Origin of the sequence: Embleya australiensis (genome assembly GCF_051903075.1) — a bacterium.
Lineage (GTDB): Bacteria > Actinomycetota > Actinomycetes > Streptomycetales > Streptomycetaceae > Embleya.
This window is the reverse complement of sequence record NZ_CP182422.1, coordinates 6973582-6992313: the sequence shown is the minus strand read 5'-3', so window position 1 is coordinate 6992313 and position 18732 is coordinate 6973582. Positions and strand designations below refer to the sequence as shown.

Genomic DNA, 18732 nt, shown 5'->3' with positions numbered 1-18732 from the left:
GTTTCCGGGTCGGCGCCCGGGCGGTGTGTCAGTCGGTGTGTGCGGCCGGTGTCGGGAGCAGGGTGCGGAAGGCGTCCGCCCACTCGTTGATCGGGCCCGGGTCGATGCCGTCGATCACCCGACGGCGGGTCATCGCCGCGACGAGGGCGCCGAGCGCGTGGGGGCGCAGGTCCACGGCCGGGTCGACTCCGAGGCGGTCGGCGGCGGTGGTGACGATGCGGTGGGCGACCGTGTCGATGAGGGCCACGCCGTGGTCGTGGACCGAGCGCACGCCCAGGAAGCGGCGGCGCAGCGCGTGCCGGCGGGCGGTGTGTTCGGCGTGGTCTTCCAGGTTGCCCTGGCTGACCGTCATCGCGTGTTCGAGGGCGGGGATCAGGTCGAGGTCGGCGGGGGCGGCGGCGAAGGCGTCCAGGATGAGGTCGCCGAAGTCCCAGCCGAACAGCAGCGATTCCTTCGTCGGGAAGTAGCGAAAGAAGGTGCGGTGGGCCACGTCGGCGCGGCGGCAGATCATGTCGACGGTGGTCTGTTCGAAGCCCTGGTCCTCGAACAGGTCGAACGCGACCGTGGAGATCACCTGCCGGGTGCGTGCCTTCTTGCGCTCGCGCAGGCCCGTGGGTGCCTTCGGCTCCCCCGCCGGTCCGTCCATGTCGCCGCACCCCTGTCGTTCGTGGCCCGGCGCCGCCCGCCGACCCCCGGAGATGGTACGCAACCACGAGCGCGCGGGGGCCGCGACGGGTGACGCGCAGCCGACATCGACTGTTCGGCGGCGCGTCACACTCGGCACGAGGGGGCGGGACCGTCGCGAAGCTCGGGCGGCCCGGGTCCGGGCCGCCTTCCCCCGTCGGTGGTCACGGGCCGTATGTCAGGGGTAGTTCGGCGAGGCCGCGCAGGAAGTCCGAGGCGCGCCAGCGCAGCTTTTCCGCCGGGACCGCCAGTTCGAGGGTCGGGAAGCGGGTGACGATCTCGGTGAGGGCGACCTTGATCTCCTGGCGGGCCAGGCGTTGGCCGAGGCAGAAGTGGGGGCCGTGGCCGAAGCCCAGGTGGGCGGTGGTGGACCGGGTGATGTCGAAGGTGTGCGGGTCCTCGCGGATCTCCGGGTCGCGGTTGGCGGCGGAGAGCAGGAAGCGCACCAGGTCGCCCCGGCGCACGAGCACGCCGCCGATCTCCAGGTCGGTCAGCGCCACCCGGTTCGTGGTGGACAACAACGAGCCGCGAAAGCGCAGCGCCTCCTCGACGGCGCCCTCGACGAGCGTGGGATCGGCCCGGAGTGCGGCCAACTGGTCGTCGTGGGTGATGAGTTCGTACAGTGCGGCGGCGATCAGGTAGGCGGTGGTGACGTGCCCCGCGAACAGCAGCACGGAGCCGAAGCCGATCAGCTCGTTGGCCGACAGCCGTGATCCGTCGTCGAGTTCGGCCTGTACCAGCTCGCTCAGCAGGTCCTCGGTCGGCTCGGTGCGCTTGGCGTCGACGAGGTTGGCGCAGTAGGCGACGAACGCGTCCATCGCCGCGCGGCGTACCGCCGTCGAGGGCGAGTCCATGTTCTCCACCCGGGTGCGGAACACCTCGCGGTCCGCCATCGGTACCCCGAGCAGTTCGCAGATCACCTCCAGCGGGAAGGGGTTGGCGAACGCCTCGACGATGTCCACCGTGCCGCCCTCGGCCGGCAGCCGGTCGAGCAGTGTGCGCGCGATGTCGACGATCCGCGGTTCCAGGTTACGCACGGCCCGCGACGCGAACGCGGCGCTGACCAGGCGGCGGTAGCGGGCGTGGTCCGGATTGTCCTGCTCGAACAGCACGGTCGGACCGTCGGCGGACTGGGCCGCGTGCGGCGCGTGCGTATGCAGGTCGTTGGACAGCCGTGGATCGCCGAGGAGTTGCCGGGTCAGCCCGGCGCCGAGCACGGTCCACGCCTCGATGCCGCCGACCTGTCGGGTGCGGATGATCGGGTATCGCCGGGCCAGTTGCTCCAGTTCCCGCTCGGCGTCGGGGAGGGTGGAGATCTGGACCAGTTCGAGCACGGGAATCATGGCCGACTCTCCTCCGGAACGGATGTGTCGCCGGGGCGCGGCGCCGGCAACTCGGCCAACCACAGGTGCCGGTCGGCGATCCGCCATCGGCTCCCCTGCCGGGTCAGCACGTCGGCGTACACCCCGCTGCGGGTGAACTCCTGGCGGCCGTCCAGCGGATGGGCGAAGGCGACCGCCATCAGCGACCGCGCCTCGGCGGTGTCGCCGTCGAGTCGGGTGATCACCGTGTTGGTCACGAAGTGCCGCTGGTGGGCGGCCCGGGTGCGCAGGTTGTGCTCGCGCAGCGCGGCCATCGCCGCGACGATCTTGTCCCGGCCGGACACCGAGGGCGGAAATCCCTCGGGGGCCGGGGTGAACGCGTATGTCGCGTCCTCCGTGAACAGGTCGCCGAGCCCGTCGTAGTCGCCCGCGTCGTAGAGCAGGCTGTACGCGGCGACGAGATCCTGGATCGCGGCCCGATGCACCAGGAACTCCGCGTCGAGATGCTCGACGGAGCCGGGTTGCGGGTATCGCGGATAGCGCGGGTCGGTCATGCCGTGCCTTCCCTCGTGTCGTTCGAAACCGTCCTGTCACCGGCCAGCCACGCGCGCACCACCGCACCGGTCTGCTCCGCGTGTTCGCCGATCATCGTGCAGTGGTCGCCCTCCACCTCGGCGGCGGTGTGCTCGTACGGCCAGGTGGAACGCCAGTCCTCGCCGGTCATCGGCTCCTCCGGCGAGCCCGGGACGCAGCGCGAGGGCCGCACCACGAGCGTCGGCGCGGAGCCGGGCTTGGGCTCCCAGCCCCGGAACATCCGGCGGTAGGTGCCGATCGCGGTCAGCCCGATGTAGTCGAGCGCGGTGAACGCCTGCCGGCGCACGATCACCTCGTAGTTCATCGCTTTGCGCATCCGCCGCGACATCGTGGCGGGCAGGTAGGTGTCGAGCAGTACGACCCCGGCGGGCGTACGGCCGGTCGCCTCCAGGCGGGTGGCCACGCCTTGGGCGAGCCAGCCGCTGGAGGAGTAGCCGAGCACGGCGAACGGGTCGTCCCCGGCGCACCGCAGCGTCGCCTCGGCCAGCAGGTCGAGCAGCACGTCCAGCGAGGCGGCCAGCGGCTCGCCGGGCCGGAAGCCAGGTACGGTCACCACGGCCGTGTCGTGCCGGCCCTCGAACGTACCCGCCAGCCGGCCGAACTGGATGGCGCCCTCGACCGGCGCGAACGGCGGGAAGCAGATCACCCGGGGCCGGGCCGGTCCGCGCGCGAGCCTGGTGAAGCCGGGTGTCTCCGGGAGCCGGTTCGGGTCCTCGAAGGTCTGCCGCAGGCCGGCCGCGCCGACCAGGAGCGATTCCGCGTCGTCCATCCGGCCGAGCAGGGCGAGTTTGCGGTAGACCGTGCCGAGCATTTCGTTCGAGTCCTCGGCGCCGCCCGGTTCCGTCGGCACGGGGCGGGTCGCGGGCGCACCCTCGCGCAGGGCGTCGGCCAGGTGTGCGGCCAGGGCCGAGGGCGTCTCGTGGTCGTAGATCAGGGTGCCGGCCAGGTGTACCCCGGTGGCCTCGGCGACGCGGTTGCGCAGTCCGACGGCGGCCAGCGAGTCGAAGCCGAGGTCGCGGAACGGCCGGTCGGGTTCGATCGCCTCGACGCCCGCGTGGCCGAGTTGCGCGGCGACCTCGGCGCGGACCAGGTCGAGCAGTTCGGCCGCGAGCCGGGCGGGCGAGCGGGTCACCGCCGGGTCCCACGCCCCGCCGGGCCGGGTCGGCGCGGCGGCTTCGACCGGCGGCTCCGCGTCGATCAGGTCGGCGATCAGCGGCCGGGGACGGGCGGAGGTGTAGCCCGCCGCGAACCGGGGCCGGTCCAGGTCGGCCACGGTCACGCAGGTGAGGTCCTCGACCAGGGCCCGGCCCAGTGCGCTCAGCGCCGCGGCCGGGTCCATCGCCCGTACGCCGACCCGGGCCAGGAGCCGTTCGCCCTCGCCGTCCGCCATCCCGCCGGCCACCCACGGACCCCACGCGATCGCCGTGGCGGGCAGGCCGCGTTGCCGACGGCGTACGGCGAGCGCGTCCAGGAAGGCGTTGGCCGCCGCGTAGGCGCCCTGTCCGGCGCCGCCCCACACCCCCGCGCCGGACGAGTAGAGCACGAACGCGTCCAGGGCCTGGTCCGCCCCGAAGAGCGTGTCCAGGGCCAGCGCGCCGGCGACCTTGGCGGTGACGGTGTCCGCGACGGCGTCGGCGCCGGTCGCGGTGGGCGATCCGGGCACGCCCGCCGCGTGTACGACGGTACGGATCGGCGCACCCGTCGCGGGCAGCGCGGCACGCAGCCGGTCCGCCGCGTCGGGCGCGCTCAGGTCGCAGGCGATCGGCACCACCTCGGCGCCTGCCGCCTCCAGGTCGGCCCGCAGCGCATCGAATCCGGGTGCGCGCGCGCCGCGTCGGCCGAGCAGGATCACCCGCTCGGTGCCGTGCGCGACCAGCCAGCGGGCGGCGTGCGCGCCCAACACGCCAGTGCCGCCGGTGATCAGCGCCGCTTCGCGGGTACGCACCACCCGGTCCGAGCCCTCGGCCGGCAGTGGGGTCAGCCGCCGGGTGAACACGCCCAGCGGGCGGATGGCGAACTGGTCCTCGGCCGAAGTCCCGGCCAGGATCGTGGCCAGCACCCCCAGCGCGCGGGCGTCCGCGGCGGCCGGCAGGTCGACCAGGCCGCCCCAGCACCCGGGTTGCTCCAGGCTCGCCACCAGGCCCCTGCCCCACAGGCCGGCGCCCACGGGATTGGCCAGGTCCTCGCCCAGGACCGACACGGCCGCCCGGGTCACACACCAGAGGGGGGCGGCGACCTCGAACCGGCGCAGGTCAGCGAGCACTTCGCCCATCGCCACCACGGCGGCCACGAGGTCGGCACAGTCGTCACCCGGGCGCAAACCCGAATCCGGCCGCGAACCGGTCCGGGAACTCGAACCAGAGCCGGAGCCCGAACCGGAACCGGCGCCCGAGCCCGAGCCCGGACCGGACCCGAAGCCCGAGTACGAGCCCGAACCCGAAGCGGAGCCCGAGCCCCGACCGGAACCGAAGCCCGAGTACGGGCCCGAACCGGCGCCCGAGCCGGAGCCGGAGCCGGAGCCGGAGCCGATCAACGACACCACCCCGGCGACGGGTTCGCTACCGACATGCGGTCCGATGCCCTCATCCCCGACCCGCACCACCTCCGCGCCACGCTCGGTCAACTCCCGGGCCACCGCGTCCGCCAGGTCGCTCTCCGCCGGGTGCACGAGCAGCCAACGCCCGGACAACGCGGCCGTATCGGGGGGTCCACCCGCCCACGGCTCCCACCGCACCGCGTAGCGCCACGACGCGGCCGTCGCGTCCACCCGCCGCCGGGCTCGCCAGGACGACAGCGCCGGCACCACCTCGCGCAGCGTGGCGTCCTCGGACACCGCCAGGATCGCGGCCAGTTCGTCCGCCCCGGCCCGCTCCACCGCGTCCCACAGGGGCTCGTCCCCCGAATCCGGCCCGGCCGGCGTCGCCGCAGCCTTCGCCGGCTCCAGCCAGTAGCGCCGCCCCTGGAACGCGTAGGTCGGCAGCTCCACCCGCTGCCCGCCCGGGCCGCCGAGAGCCCCGACCCAGTCCACCGGCAGCCCCCGCACGAACGCCGTGGCCAGCGCGCCGGCCAGCGTCGCCACGGCCGGTCGGCCACGCCGCTGGGCCGGCACCCCCAGCACCTCGCCCGCACCCGCCGTGCACTCGGCCACCATCGCGGTCAGCGCCGCGTCCGGACCCAGTTCCACGAAGGTGGCCACACCCCGCTCACGCAGCGTGCCGACCGCATCCGCGAACCGCACCGCGTCGCGCACATGCCGCACCCAGTACTCCGGATCGCCCACATCCTCGGCCGCAGCGACGCACCCGGTGGTGTCCGACACCAACCCGATCTCCGGCGCCCCGAACGACAACCGGCCCAACACGTCGCGCAGTTCGGCCAACATCGGCTCCATCAGCACCGAATGGAAGGCGTGCGAGACCCGCAACCGCGAACTGCGCCAACTGCGCACCGCACACCGCGCCGCCACCTCGTCCACCGCCGCCACCGCGCCCGAAACCACCACACTCGCCGGTCCGTTGACCGCCGCGATCGACACCGGCAGCCCACTCGACAGCGCGGTGACCTGCGCCTCACTCGCCCCCACCGCGAGCATCGCGCCCCCGCCCGGCAACGCGCTCATCAACCGGGCCCGCGCCGCGACGAACGCCACCGCGTCCGCGAGCGAGAACACCCCCGCCACATGCGCCGCGACGATCCCACCCAACGAGTGTCCGACCACGAAGTCCGGGACCGACCCCAGCGAACTCCACAACCGGTACAGCGCCACCTCGAACGCGAACAACACCGGCTGGGCCACCCCGGTGTCCTCGGCGTCGACGCCGACCGTGCCCTCCACGCCGAGCAACACGTCCCGGACCGAGAACGGCACCACCGCGTCGAACGCCGCACCCACCTCGTCCAGCGCGCGGGCGAACACCGGGAACGCCGCGTACAGTTCCCGCCCGATCTCGGGCAACCGGCCCCCCTGCCCGGTGAACACCACCGCACCCCGCCCGGCGACCCGACCACCCGCACCACCCGCTCGCGGCACATTCCCGGTCACCACGACCGGAGTTCCCCCCTCCGACGGCTCGACCGCACCCGAGGACCCCGCCGCCAACGCGGCCAACCCACGCCCCAATTCGGCGGCGTCCCGGCCCAGCACCACCGCCCGATGGTCGAGCAACGCCCGTCCCATCACCAACGACCGACCGACGTCCGCCGGATCCGAGACCCCCAGCTCCCGCAACCGCGCCGCCTGCGCGCGCAACGCCTCCGGTGAGCGCGCCGACACCACCCACGGGATCAACCCACCCACCCCAGGCGCGGGTTCGCTCACCTCTCCGGACTCCCCCTCGACCGCCGGCGCCTCCTCCAGGACCACATGCGCGTTCGTCCCGCTGATCCCGAACGACGACACGCCCGCCCGACGCACCCGAACGCCCGCGGGCCACGGCACCTCGTCGGTCAGCAGCTCGACCCGTCCCGAGGCCCAGTCCACGTGCGGCGACGGCCGGTCCACATGCAGGGTGCGCGGCAGCAGCCCGTGCCGCAGGGCCATCACCATCTTGATCACCCCGGCGACCCCGGCCGCGGACTGGGTGTGCCCGATGTTGGACTTGACCGACCCCAGCCACAGCGGCCGATCCGCGGGCCGATCCCGCCCGTAGGTGGCCAACAGCGCGTGCGCCTCGATCGGGTCGCCGAGCACCGTCCCGGTCCCGTGCGCCTCCACCGCGTCCACATCGGCGGCCGACAGGCCCGCCGCCGCCAACGCCTGCCGAATCACCCGCTGTTGCGACGGACCGTTCGGCGCGGTCAACCCGTTCGACGCCCCGTCCTGGTTCACCGCCGAGCCGCGCAGCACCGCCAGTACGGGATGCCCATTGCGCCGCGCGTCCGACAACCGCTCCACCAGCAGCAGCCCGACACCCTCACCCCACCCGGTGCCGTCCGCCGCCGCCGCGAACGACCGGCACCGGCCGTCCGACGCCAATCCGCCCTGGCGGGAGAACTCCACGAAGGCGGTCGGCCGGGCCATCACCGTGACGCCCCCGGCCAGGGCCAGGTCGCACTCCCCCGAGCGCAGCGCGTGCGCCGCCAGGTGCAGCGCCACCAGCGACGACGAACACGCCGTGTCCAGGGTGACCGCCGGGCCCTCCAGACCGAGCGTGTAGGCGATCCGCCCCGACACCACGGACATCGATCCGCCGGTGACCCGATGGGCCTGGATCTCGGCGTTGTCCGCCCGCATCCCGCCGCCGTAGCCGAGCGCGCCGGCGCCGACGAACACGCCGGTCCGGCTGCGCCGCATCGACAGCGGATCGATGCCGGCCCGTTCGAAGGTCTCCCACGCGGTCTCCAGGAGCAGCCGCTGCTGCGGGTCCATCGCCAACGCCTCGTGCGGCGAGACGCCGAAGAATTCGGCGTCGAACTCGGCCGCGTCATAGACGAATCCGCCCTGCCGGGTGGTCGACCCGCCGGACCGGGCCGAACCACCCGCGCCGCCCTCGCCGCCCGGCAGGTCCGCGTAGACGTTCGCCGGGTCCCAGCCCCGGTCGCACGGGAAGCCGGCGATCGCGTCCGTCCCGGTCCGCACCAGCTCCCACAGGTCCTCGGCGGAGCGTACGCCGCCCGGCAGTCGGCACCCGATCGCCACGATCGCCACCGGCTCGCGGGCGGCCGACTCCACCTCGTGCAGCCGCTGCTTGGTGCGGCGCAGATCCGTGGCGGTCTCCCGGAGGAAGTGCCGCAGCCGTTCTTCGTTCGACATGTCCGTACGTCCGTCCTCTGCCTGGTCGAACCTGATCGAGCCGTGTGCCGTCGGGACCCGTGACCGGCGGTCGTCGCCGGCCCCGCTCAGGAGATGCCGAACTCCTTTCCGAGCATGTCGAACATCTCCTCGTCCTCCGCTGCCGCGAAGTCGGCTTCCTCGGGCTCGGCCTTCCGGCTCGCGGCCTCGATCTCCCGCCATTTCCCGGCGAGTTCGGCCAACCTGGCACCGACCCTGCCCCGTTCGGCGAAGTCGCCGCCCAGTTCGCCGAGCGCCGCTTCCAGGCGGTCCAGTTCGGCGAAGACCGAGACCGTTCCGGCGGTCTCGCCGAAGAGTTCGCCGTCGATGTGCGCGGCCAGCGCAACGGCTGTCGGGTGGTCGAAGACCAGCGTGCTGGGCAGTCGGAGACCGATGGTCTCGGTCAGTCGGTTGCGCAGGCCCACCGCCGCGAGCGAGTCGAACCCGAGGTCGCGGAAGGGACGTTCGGGTTCGATCGCGGCCGGGTCGGCGTGGCCCAACTGCGCGGCGACCTCGGTACGGACCAGCGCGAGCAGTTCCGCCTCCCGCTCCGCCGCGCCCAGTTCGGCCAGTCGGGCCCGCCACACACTCGGACCGTCCGACTCGGCCGCCCCGCGCGTTTCGGCGGCCGGCGCCGCCACGACCTCCGCCGCCACCACGTCCGCGATCAGCGGTCGCTGCCGGGCCGCCGTGTACCCGGCGGCGAACCTCGGCCAGTCCACGTCGGCCACGGTGACGCAGGTCAGGTCCTCGTCAAGGATCTGCCGCAGCGCCTCCAAGGCCCGATCGGGGTCCATCGCCGGTACTCCGATCCGATCCAAATGCGCGCCGGCCGCGCCGTCGGCCATCCCGCCGCCGGCCCACTGCCCCCACGCGATCGAGACCGTACGCAGCCCGCGCGCCCGGCGCCGCTCGGCGATCGTGTCGAGGCAGGCGTTCGCCGCCGCGTACGCCCCCTGCCCCGCGCCGCCCCACACCCCGGCGGCGGAGGAGAACAGCACCACGGTGTCGGGCTCGTCGGCCCGCGACAACTCGTCCAGGAGCAGCGCGCCGCCCACCTTGGCCGCCGAGGCGTCGGCGAGATCCGCGACGGTGCTGTCCGCCAGCGGGCCGACCACCACCGCGCCGGCCGCGTGTACGACGGTGTCGATCCGTCGGCCGCCGGCCCGTACCTCCGCCAACAGCGCGGCCACCGCGTCCCGATCGCCCAGGTCACAGGCGAGCACCGCCACCTCGGCCCCCGCCGCCGCCAGTTCCTCACGCAGTCGGTCCGCGTCGGGCGCCTCGGGTCCACGCCGGCCGGCCAGCACCACCCGCTCGACACCCTCGCGGACCAGCCACCGCGCGACCCGCCCGCCCAGCGCACCGGTACCGCCGGTGACCAACGCCGTACCACCGGGCCGCCACCGGCTCGTCCCGTTCCCCACCGGCCCGGCCATCCGCGCCAGGCGCCGGACGAACACCCCCAGCGGCCGAATCGCGATCTCGTCCTCGCCCGAGTCGGTGCCGCCCGTACCGGCCGCCAGGATGCCCGCCAGCGTCTGCGCCGCCCTGCCGTCCATCACCTCCGGCAGGTCGATCAGCCCACCCCACCGCCCGGGATGCTCCAGCCCGACCACCCGCCCGAGCCCCTGCACGGCCGCACCCGCCAGGCCGGCCGGTTCCTCGCCCAGCACCGACACCGCGCCCCGCGTCAGTACCCACAGCGGTGCCTCGATCCCGGCGTCGCCCAACGCCTGCACCAGCGTGAGCACCGGCGCGAGCGCGGACACGGGGTCCGCGTCGGCGGCGCAACCCACCGCCGACAACGACACCACCCCGGCCGGCACACCCTCCTCGCCGATCGCCGCGAGCCGCCGCGCCAACGTGGTCCGCTCCCCCTCCGCGGACAGCACCACCACTTCGGCACCGCACTCGGCCAACGCACCCGCGAGCACGTCCGCGATCTCCCCGTCCGGAGCGACGAGCACCAGGCGCCCCATCCCGTCGGCGGAGGCGGCCGGCGCCGCCCACGGCTCCCACCGCACCCCGTACCGCCAGGACCGCACCGTCGCGTCCGCCCGCCGCCGCGCCCGCCAGGACGTCAGCGCCGGCAGCACGTCGCTCAGCGGCGCGTCCGCCGCCACGTCCAACTCGGCCGCCAGGTCCTCGGCGCCCGCCGCCTCCAGCGCCTCCCACAGCCTGCTGTCCTCGGTGTCGCCCACCACCGGTGCGGGTGTCGCCCGGCCGGGCAGCGCCGTGCCCATGTCCGGTTCGAGCCAGAAGCGGCGCCCCTGGAAGGGGTACGTCGGCAGTTGTACCCGCCGGACCCCGTCGTGGTGCAGCAGCCCGGCCCAGTCGACCGGCAGGCCGCTCACGAACGCCGCAGCCAGTGCCGCGATCAGCCGTTCGGGGCCGCCCTCGCCCCGGCGCAGCGTCTCCAGGACCGTGCCGGACGTGCTGCCGAGGGCGTCGAGGGTGTCGCCGAGCGGCACCACCAGACCGGGGTGCGGGCTGCATTCGACGAACACGGTGTGCCCGTCGGCCGCCGCCGCGCCGACCGCCGTGGCCAACTGCACGGTGCGGCGCAGGTTTTCGAACCAGTACTCGCCGGCCAGGTCCGCCGGATCGGTGACCTTCAGCCCGCTCACGGTCGAGTACATCGGCACCCGCCCGATCCCCGGCTCCACCCCCGCCAGCGACTCGGCCAATACCTCGCGTACGTCGTCCATCCGCGCCGAGTGCGAGGCGTAGTCCACCGGGATCCACCGCGCCCGAACCCCGTCGCGCTCGCACTCGGCCGCGATCGGGGCCAGGCCCTCGACCGGCCCGGAAAGCACCACGCTGCCGGGCCCGTTGACCGCCGCCAGGGACAATCCCTCGATGCGTGCGACGAGTTCGCGGCCACGCTCGGCGGACACGCCCACCGACAACATCCCGTCACCGTCGGCCGCCAGCCCCCGCAGTGCCCGGCTGCGCAGCACCACGATCCGGACCGCGTCCTCCAGGGACAGGAAGCCCGCCACATGCGCCGCTGCGATCTCCCCCTGGGAGTGCCCGATCACCGCGCTCGGCCGCACCCCGCACGACTCCCACCAGCGGGCCAGGCCGACCATCACGGCGAACAACACGGGCTGGATCACATCCACCCGCTCCAACAGCGCGGCGGACGCGTCCCGGAGCACGTCGAGCAGTGCCCAGTCGGCCAGCAGCGGATCCATCGCCGCCGCGCACTCCGCCACGGACTCGGCGAACACCGGGCAGCAGGTCAGCAGTTCCGCCGCCATGCCGACCCACTGCGAGCCCTGACCGGGAAACACGAATACCGGCCCGACGGCCACCTCGCCCGACACGCCGGTGCGGCCGGCCGGCACGGCACGTGCTCCCGCGTCCCGCCCGGCCGCCAGCGCGTCCAGGCCCGCCGTCAACTCCGCGCCGTCCCGGCCCCACACCACCGCGCGCCGCTCGAACACGGCCCGTCCCGACGCCAACGACCAGCCCACGTCGGCCGGATCGACCTCGGGCCGGGCCCCGGCCCAGTCCCGCAGCCGGGCCGCCTGGGCCCGGACGCCCGCCTCGGTCCGGGCCGAGAGCACCCACGGCAGCACCCCACCGATCCCGGTGCCGGCCGTGGTCCGGGCGGCGGGTTCCGGCTCCTCGTCGGCCTGTTCGAGGATGACGTGCGCGTTGGTCCCGCTGATCCCGAACGAGGACACCGCCACCCGGCGGGCCCGGCCCACCTCGGGCCACGGCCGCCCCTTGGCGAGTAGTTCGACCCGCCCGGTCGACCAGTCCACGTGCGGCGAGGGTTCGTCCACGTGCAGCGTCGGCGGCAACATCCCGTGCCGCATCGCCATCACCATCTTGATCACCCCGGCCACCCCGGCCGCCGCCTGGGTGTGGCCGAAGTTCGACTTGATCGAGCCCAGCCACAGCGGCCGTTCCGCCGGCCGGTCCTGACCGTAGGTGGCCAGCAGCGCCTGGGCCTCGATCGGGTCGCCGAGCACCGTCCCGGTGCCGTGCGCCTCGACCGCGTCCACATCCGCCGTCGCCAGCCCGGCGTTCGCCAACGCCTGCCGAATCACCCGCTGTTGCGACGGACCGTTGGGCGCGGTGAGGCCGTTGGAGGCGCCGTCCTGGTTGATCGCCGAACCCCGCAGCACCGCGAGGACCGGATGCCCGTTGCGGCGCGCGTCGGCCAGCCGCTCCACCAGCAACATGCCGATGCCCTCGCCCCACGCCGTGCCGTCGGCCGCCGCGGCGAACGACTTGCACCGGCCGTCGGGCGCCAGGCCGCGCTGCCGGGCGAACTCCACGAAGACACTGGGCGTGGACATCACCGTCGCCCCGCCCGCCAGCGCGAGATCACATTCCCCGCTGCGCAGCGCGTGTGCCGCCCAGTGCAGCGCGACCAGCGAGGACGAGCAGGCCGAGTCCACCGTCACCGCCGGGCCCTCCAGGCCCAGCGTGTAGGCGACCCGGCCGGAGGCCACACCGAACGAGTTGCCGTTGCCGATGTACGCCTCCAACTCGTCACCGACGTCGCCCACGCGACCCGCGGCGTAGTCCGCGTACATCAGGCCCGCGAATACCGCCGTGTTGCTCCCACGCAGCGAGGCCGGGTCGATGCCCGCGCGTTCGAACGCCTCCCAGGAGGTCTCCAAAAGCAGGCGCTGTTGCGGGTCCATGGCCAGCGCCTCGCGCGGGGAGATCCCGAACAGTTCGGCGTCGAAGCGGTCGATGTCGCGCATGAACGAGCCCTCGCGGGTGTAGCAGCGCCCGGAGCGGTCCGGGTCGGGGTCGTACAGCGCACCCAGATCCCAGCCACGGTCGGTCGGGAACGGCGAGGTCAGGTCCACTCCGCCGGCGACGCAGCGCCACAACTCCTCGGGAGTATCGATGCCGCCCGGGTAGCGGCAGCTCATCGCCACGATCGCGATCGGCTCGTCCGAAGTCCGGGCCTTGGCCGCAGAGTTCGCCGCCGCCTGGGTGTACTGCGGTACGCGCAGCGTCTCGGCGCGCAGGAAGCGGGCCAGCGCGGCGGCGTTGGGATAGTCGAACAGCACCGTGGCGGGAAGTCGCAGGCCGGTGACCGTGTTGAGCCGATTGCGCATCTCCAGCGCGGTGAGCGAGTCGAAGCCCAGTTCGGTGAACGCACGATCGGCGGCGACCGCGTCGGCGCCCGCGTGGCCGAGCACCACGGCGGCCTGGGCGCGGGTCAGTTCGGTGAGCAGGCGCAGTTGCTCCGGCTCGGAGCGGCCGGCGAGCCGCTGGGCCAGTCGACGGGTGTCCGCCGCGCCGGGGCGGGCGCCGTCGCGGCGCGAGGTGGCCACCAATCCGCGCAGGATCGCGGGGAGTTCGTCTTCCAGGCGGCGCAGCGCGGTCAGGTCCAAACGGACCGGGGCCAGGATCGGCTCGCCGTGCGCGAGGGCCGCGTCGAACAGCGCCAGGCCCTGTTCGTCGGACAGCGGCAATACGCCGCTGCGGTTGATGCGTTGCCGGTCGGTCTCGGCGAACTGCGCGCGCATCAGCCCGCTTTCCTCGGCCCACAACCCCCAGGCCATGGACACCGCGGGCAGCCCGAGCGCGCGTCGCCGCTGCGCGAAGGCGTCCAGGAAGGCGTTGCCGGCCGCGTAGTTCGCCTGTCCGAGGCTGCCGATCACCCCGGCCACCGAGGAGAACAGCACGAAGGCGGTCAGGTCCGCGTCCCGGGTCAACTCGTGCAGGTGCAGCGCCGCGTCGACCTTGGGCCGCAATACCCGGTCCACCCGCTCGGGCGTCAGTGCTCCGATCACCCCGTCGTCGACCACGCCCGCGACGTGCACCACCGCGGACAGCGGGTGTGCGGACGGGATCGCGGCCAGCTTCTTGGCCAGGTCGGCCCGGTCCGACACGTCGCAGGCCACCACGTCGACCGTTGCGCCCAGGCCGGTGAGTTCGGCGGCGAGCGACCCGGCGCCGGGCGCGGCGATCCCGCGCCGGCTGACCAGGAGCAGCCGGCGCACCCCGTGGGCGACCACCAGGTGCCGGGCGACCAGGGCGCCGAGTGCTCCCGTGCCGCCGGTGACCAGGGTCGTGCCGTCGGGCGTGAACAGCGGCGTGCTCGGCTCGATCGCGGGTGTCCGGGTGAGCCTGGGCAGGTACGCCACCCCGGCGCGTACCGCGAGTTGCGGTTCGCCCGCGCCGGTCGCGGCGAGCAGCGCCTCGGGCGAGGCCGCGTCGTCGTCCAGGTCGACGAGGACGAGCCGGTCCGGGTGCTCGGACTGGGCCGACCGGACCAGGCCGCCGACGGCGGCGGCGGCCGGATCGTGTACCTCCTCGTCCGCGACGGCGACCGCACCCCGGGTGACCACGACGAGGCGGGCGCCGGTGAAGCGCTCGTCCCCGAGCCAGGTCTGCACAGTCGCCAACGCCCGGTGTACGGCGGCGTGTACGTCGTCCGGGTCCGGCACGTCGCCGAGCGGTCCGGCCGGGATCGTGGGCCACGCGAGGACGACGACCCCGGGCGCCGGCAGCCCGGCGTCCACCGCGTCGCCGAGCGCGGTCAGATCGGGATGTACGGTGCCGCCGAGCCGGCCCGCGAACGGGTCCCCCGAGCCCGACTCGGCGATGATCGCCGGGGATCCGGGCCCCGGCGCGGCCGACGGCCGGGACAGCGGCGTCCAGCGCAGCGTGTACAGCGGGTCGCGGCGACCCGCCGTGGAGCTGCGTAGTTGTTCGGCCGAGATCGGCCGCACGGCCAGCGACTCGACCTCGGCGACGGGTCGGCCGTCCTCGTCGGCCAGACTCAGCGTCACCGACTCCGGCCCGGTCCGCACCACCCGCGCCCGCACCGCGGCCGCGCCGGGAGTGTGCAGCCGTACCTCACGCCACGAGAACGGCAGCGCCAAACCGCCGCCCTCGGTCTCCGCCGGGTTCGCGAACGCGGCCACTCCGAGCAGGTGTTGGGTGGCGTCCATCAGCGCGGGGTGCACGCCGAACCGGTCGGCCTCGTACCCGACCTGCTCGGGGAGTGCGATCTCGCCGAAGATCTCCTCCCCGCGACGCCAGACCGCGCGCACCGCCCGAAAGCACGGCCCGTAGGCGACTCCGTTGTCGGCCAGCCAGGGATAGAAGTCGTCGATCGGCACGGGTATCGCGCCCGTCGGCGGCCAGGGGGTCGGGTCGGCTACGGCGTCGGCGGGCGCCTCGTCCTCGACCGGCGCGACCGTGCCTACCGCGTTGCGGATCCACGCCTCGTCGCCGTCACCGTCGCCGTCGTCCGGCCGGGAGTGGATGGTGATCGCCCTCCGCCGTTCGTCGGCGCCGGCCGCCTCGATCCATACCTGCACCTGGCAACCACCGCGCTCGCCGAACGCGAGCGGGGTCTCCAGGGACAGTTCCTCGACCCGGTCGCAGCCCACCCGGCGTCCGGTGTGCAGGGCCAGTTCCAGAAACGCGGTCCCGGGCAGCAGAACGGTGTCCAGGACGACGTGATCGGCCAGCCACGGATGGGTGTCCAGGGACAACCGCCCGGTGAACAGCGAACCGTGTCCATCGGCCAGGCCGACCACCGCGCCGAGCAGCGGGTGATCCACCGTCCCCTGCCCCAGGCCGGTCGGGTCGCCCGCGCCGGTGCCGGCGTCCAGCCAGAAGCGCCGCCGGGTGAAGGCGTACGTGGGCAGCTCGACCCACCGCCCGGGCACCAGCGCCGCCCAGTCCACCGCCGCGCCGCGCACGAACACCCGGGCCAGCGCCTCGACCACACCCGTCACCGGGTCGCGGTCGCGCCGCCGGGTGGCGACCGCCACCACGTCGTCCGCGTCGACCGTGACGTCGGCGACCATCGGGGTCAACGCGGCGTCCGGCCCGATCTCGACGAACGTGCGCACCCCGTCGGCGCGCAGCGCGTCCAGCACATCGCCGAAGCGCACCGCGCGCCGCACGTGGTCCACCCAATAACGCGGATCGCACAACTGCTCCGCCGACCCGATCCGGCCGGTCACGTTCGACCCGATCGCCATCCGTGCCGGACGCAGCGTCAATCCCGAGACCACCTGGGCCAGTTCGTCCAGCATCGGTTCCATCAGCGCCGAGTGGAACGCATGCGACACCCGCAGCCGGGAGATGCGCAGTCCGCGCTCGGCACACACCCGGGCCACCTCCGCCACGGCCGCCGCCTCGCCGGAAAGCACCACGCCGGTCGGCCCGTTCACCGCCGCGATGCCCACTCCCGGATGGTCGGCGAGCAACCGGGCCGCCGCGCTCTCCGACGTGCCCACCGCGACCATCGCGCCCCCGGGCGGCAGCGCGCTCATCAGCGCGGCGCGGGCCGCGACGAACGTGGTGGCGTCGGCGAGCGAGAACACCCCGGCCACATACGCCGCGACGACCTCGCCGAGCGAATGCCCGGCCACCGCGTCGGGCTCCGCCGCCCACGAGGTCCACAACCGGTACAGCGCCACCTCGTAGGCGAACAAGGCCGGTTGCGCCACACCGGTGTCCTCGACGCCGTCACCGTCCTCGCCGCCGTCCTCGCCCTCCGCGAGCAGCACGTCGCGTACCGAGAACGGCAACACCGCGTCGAACGCGGCACACACCTCGTCCAGCGCCGCCGCGAACACCGGGAACTCAGCGTGCAGTTCGCGCGCCATTCCGCGCGAACGCACCCCCTGCCCGGTGAACAACACGGCGGTACCGCCCGATCCGCGTCGGGCCTCGCCCACGATCGCCTCGGGCTCGCCGTCCACCACGGCGGACAACCCCTCGGCCAGCTCCGCCGCGTCCCGTCCGAGCACCACGGCCCGGTGGCCGGACAGTGCCCGACCCGAGGCCAACGACCGGCCCACGTCGACCGGATCGGCCTCCGGATGCTCGATCGCCCACTCCCGCAACCGCTCCACCTGGGCCCGCAGGCCGTCGTCGGTGCGCGCCGACACCACCCACGGCGTCACCCCGCCGAGGGGCCGGGCCGGATCGGCGGCATCGACCGGGTCCTCGACCGGCGGCGCCTCCTCCACGATCACGTGCGCGTTGGTCCCGCTCACCCCGAACGAGGACACCCCCGCGCGGCGCACCCGTTCGCCCGCCGGCCACGCCATCGGCTCGGTCAGCAGCGCCACCCGCCCGGCGGACCAGTCCACGTGCGGCGTCGGCTCGTCCACGTGCAGCGTGCGCGGCAGTACACCGCGCCGCAGCGCCTGCACCATCTTGATCACGCCCGCCACCCCGGCCGCCGCCTGGGCGTGGCCGATGTTCGACTTGATCGAGCCCAGCCGCAACGGCCGCGCGGCCGGCCGGTCCTGACCGTAGGTCGCCAGCAGCGCCTGGGCCTCGATCGGGTCACCGAGTCGGGTGCCGGTGCCGTGCGCCTCCACCGCGTCCACGTCGCTCGCGGCCAGTCGGGCATTGGCCAGCGCCTGCCGGATCACCCGCTCCTGGGCCAGGTCGTTCGGCGCGGTCAGTCCGTTCGAGGCGCCGTCCTGGTTGACCGCCGAGCCGCGCACCACCGCGAGCACCCGGTGTCCGTTGCGGCGCGCGTCGGACAGCCGCTCCATCAGCAGCAGGCCCACGCCCTCGCTCCAGCCGGTGCCGTCGGCGCCGGCCGCGAACGACTTGCAACGACCGTCGCCGGCCAGGCCCTGCTGCCGGGAGAACTCGTCGAACGCACCGGGAGTGGCCAGGACGGTGGCCCCGCCGACCAGGGCCAGGTCACACTCGCCCGCCCGCAGCGCCTGGCCGGCCAGGTGTACCGCGACCAGCGAGGACGAGCAGGCGGTGTCCACGGTGACCGCCGCGCCCTCCAGCCCGAAGTGGTAGGCGAGACGACCGGACGCCACGCTGACCAGGCTGCCGGTCAGCAGATGACCCTCGACCTCCTTGGGCACTCGGGCAAGCCGCGACAGGTAGTCACTGGCGATCACCCCGACGAACACCCCGGTACGACTGCCGCGCAGCGTGGTCGGATCGATCCCGGCGTGCTCGAAGACCGTCCAGGACGCCTCCAGGAGCACCCGCTGCTGTGGATCCATGGCCAACGCCTCGCGCGGCGAGATGCCGAAGAAGTCGGCGTCGAAGTCGGCCGCGTCGGTCAGGAAGCCGCCCCGGTACGACGTCCCGTTCGCGGCCTCGTCCACCTCCCAGCCCCGGCCCGGGGGCAGTCCGGTGATCGCGTCGGTGCCCGCGTCGACCAGGTCCCACAGGTCGTCCGGCGAGGCCACCCCGCCCGGGTAGCGGCAGTGCATGCCGACGATGGCGAGCGGTTCGTGCCACTTGTCCTCGGTCTCGCGCAACCGCGCTCGGGTTTCCTGGAGTTCGGTGGTGGCCCGGCGCAGATAGTCGCGGAGCTTGTCCTCGTTCGCCATCGGTGCTTCTCCTTGCCTGTTCAGGAGGACGGGAGAGTCC

5 protein-coding genes are annotated in these 18732 nt (G+C 74.2%); all 5 read right to left on the bottom strand.

Features of this window, described 5'->3' with window-relative positions; genetic code table 11:
- Positions 1-28: 28 nt before the first annotated feature.
- The 5 genes from ACMXN5_RS30025 to ACMXN5_RS30005 all read right to left on the bottom strand — a co-directional run bounded on the left by ACMXN5_RS30025 (position 29) and on the right by ACMXN5_RS30005 (position 18692).
- Positions 29-646, bottom strand: a complete 618-nt coding sequence (locus ACMXN5_RS30025) for a TetR family transcriptional regulator (RefSeq protein WP_395798699.1) — start codon at positions 644-646, stop codon at positions 29-31.
- 202 nt (positions 647-848) lie between these two features.
- Positions 849-2027: a cytochrome P450 family protein gene (locus ACMXN5_RS30020; RefSeq protein ID WP_439677875.1), complete on the bottom strand. Its 1179-nt coding sequence runs from the start codon at positions 2025-2027 to the stop codon at positions 849-851.
- Entirely contained in the window at positions 2024-2560 is a 537-nt protein-coding gene (locus ACMXN5_RS30015; RefSeq protein WP_439677874.1) for a nuclear transport factor 2 family protein, read from the bottom strand. Before ACMXN5_RS30015 ends, ACMXN5_RS30020 begins: the two co-directional genes overlap by 4 nt.
- Positions 2557-8352 carry an SDR family NAD(P)-dependent oxidoreductase gene (locus ACMXN5_RS30010; RefSeq protein ID WP_439677873.1) on the bottom strand — a complete coding sequence of 1932 codons (5796 nt, stop codon included), beginning with the start codon at positions 8350-8352 and terminating at the stop codon, positions 2557-2559. The genes ACMXN5_RS30015 and ACMXN5_RS30010 overlap by 4 nt, the downstream gene beginning before the upstream one ends.
- 86 nt (positions 8353-8438) lie before the next feature.
- Positions 8439-18692, bottom strand: coding sequence for a type I polyketide synthase (locus ACMXN5_RS30005; RefSeq protein ID WP_439677872.1), 10254 nt, complete (start codon positions 18690-18692; stop codon positions 8439-8441).
- Positions 18693-18732: the final 40 nt, after the last annotated feature.